At 36.4% G+C, this 2,380-nt stretch carries 2 protein-coding genes; both read right to left on the bottom strand.

The window, feature by feature from the left end; translation table 11 throughout:
• Nucleotides 1–609 precede the first annotated feature (609 nt).
• A complete protein-coding gene (locus V7127_RS25165) occupies nucleotides 610–1,317 on the bottom strand; it encodes a DUF421 domain-containing protein (RefSeq protein ID WP_335354908.1) in 708 nt (235 codons plus the stop codon).
• Between the two features lie 476 nt (nucleotides 1,318–1,793).
• Nucleotides 1,794–2,237, bottom strand: coding sequence for a YciI family protein (locus V7127_RS25160; RefSeq protein ID WP_335490876.1), 444 nt, complete (start codon nucleotides 2,235–2,237; stop codon nucleotides 1,794–1,796).
• Nucleotides 2,238–2,380 lie beyond the last annotated feature (143 nt).

The following is a 2,380-nucleotide window of genomic DNA, read 5'->3' as shown; positions in this document are numbered from 1 at the left end:
AATTGGCTATTTATTAACTTCGAAACTAAATCTACGTCAATTTTTATCATTTAATTTCTCCTTATTATTTTAATTATTCATCACCCAAAACCTAGTTATAGTCACGAATTTATTCGATAAGCCCATCCTTAATAACCACTTTAATTTCATGTATTTAATAAATCATATCCTTACTACAAGGACTCCTTATTCAGCTAACCTGAACCTTTAGTTTAAGTGTAAGGCTTTACAATCTCAGAATATTCCCTCAGTAATCTGGCCCTATAGATAAAGAAAGAGCGCAATTTTTCTGGAATTGCGCCCGATTGTTGAAAATCAGATATACTATAGAATGAACAAATAAATATAGATGTATAAACTAACCAATAACGTACCTGTAAAACAAAAGGCATCCAAGAGAAAATTGTCTTCTTGAACAATAAATGATAAGAATGAGGTAAGACAGTAACAAGGAAAGATAATATGCCTCAGAAAAGAAACATTTAATTGTTCTTTGAAATGAACTTCTTCAATATCAAGAAATGCTATTTTCCCCATCCCTGAACAAATTTTATTACCAATGATATTTACGAAAAAACAGGAATATGCTGAGTTGGGGTGAGAAATTAATCAATTATCCTCTCCAGGCTTGTAATAATTAGGGTCATTTTTATGATCCTTGATGTCATTATTATCAATAGATAATTTTCCATTTTCCTGAAATGTGGCAAGCATGATATTCTCTACTTTTTCCCCCATTTTTTTCACTTCAGTCATTAGCCAATCCATGTTCAGCTTTAGGTATTTTAAATTATGGGAAATAATTTGGCCATCCATGATCAGTGGGATTGGCACATATTCTTTCTTTACCTGTAAGTTTAAATCACTCGGCTGCAAAGGGCGGTAATCAGCCTTAGGGATGACACTTATATCACCAATATCCTCCATAACGGCAATAGCGATATTTTGCGTATCCATGTACCCTTTCATCCGCAAATGGGACAATAATTCATTCACAGGCATTCGTACCTTTTTCAGTCCCTTTCGATCGATGTCCCCATTACGAATCAATACAGTAGGGCTGCTATATAAGAGCCATCTTAATTTATTATGTAGGGATAAACGGACGATAATTTTATAAATAATAAAAGTGATTCCAGAATAGATGATGGCTTTCCCGAGATTATTGACCTCTATCGGTGTACTGATAATATTCGTAAGCACAAAGAAATACAATAAATCAAACGAGTGCATTTCGGCCACGGCCTTTTTTCCTGACAGCCTTAAAAATAAAAATCCGACCAAAAACACAATAACTGCTCGGTAAATTAGTTCCAAATGTGGTTCACCTCTGGGAAATTCGGCTATTACTATCGATAGTATGAGTAGATTCGACCAGATCTAATCTAGGGAAAAATCTTTTTATTAGTATTAAAAATGAGCACTGCCATAGTGCTAGTTGGTCCAATGGTAAAATAGCATAACTAATACCCTTGACTAGACACGTGCAACAACTACCTAGATTGAATTTAAAAAACAATGATGAATCCATGAAGCAGTGCGCTACTGTATTTTTTCTGTATCAGCATCCCACTCAGATTCCTGTAACATTTGGTCAATATGCATCCTAGTTTCCGCATTAAATAATAATTGTCTAGATAGTTAATTAATGTGGGGTTAATAAGAATGCTGATCCTTCCATCAGTTTTGTGACATTCATAACTTTCCCTGTAAAATCAGTGTTAAAAATTAACCATTCTGGATTTAGTTTAGATTTAAATATGGTGTGTCCGTTAGTTTTTGATACAAGTTGTCTAGAGAGGGGCACAATCGTCTTCCCTTCTCAGATTTCTCGCGTATTCAGCTTCCTTGGACAACATTTCCGGATCCTCGGTCAGCTCCGGCGCCTCAAATACTTGACGCAATTCAATCTGACCTTCCCCATGTCCTTGTGGATCCGGCATCCGCATGGCCCACTCGATGGCTTCTTCCCTCGAATTCACATCAATTAGTATGAACCCAGCAATCAATTCATTCGTTTCCGTAAATGGGCCATCCGTGACCAGCGGCTTTTCTCCTTGTTTTGGATACGAAAGCCGAATCCCATTTGAACTTGGATGAAGTCCTTTAGCCATAATTCGCACGCCTGCCTTCTCTAATTCCTCATTGTACTTCGTCATGGCTTCCCTGAGCTCTGGGCTCGGAAGATTTCCGGCTTCCGAATTCTTTGAGGCTTTGACAATCATCATAAACATCATAAAAAGTTCCTCCTTCTTTTTTAGAGTCAAATCCCTTAATTGACATCTTTATAAATACAACGAACCGATATCTTCAAAATCTATTCCATAAAAGCAAAGGATATTCCTTCCTATACCCTTCTTCCACTCCCTCAGTTTAATTC

This window comes from Bacillus sp. JJ1773 (genome assembly GCF_036962035.1).
Taxonomy (GTDB): Bacteria; Bacillota; Bacilli; order Bacillales; family Cytobacillaceae; genus Cytobacillus.
The sequence above is the reverse complement of the archived record's forward strand: the minus strand, read 5'-3'. Positions and strand labels throughout refer to the sequence as shown.

Coding starts and splice junctions, on each gene's coding strand:
- V7127_RS25160 (WP_335490876.1), bottom strand. CDS start 2,237: ATGATGTTTATGATGATTGTCAAAGCCTCAAAGAATTCGGAAGCCGGA.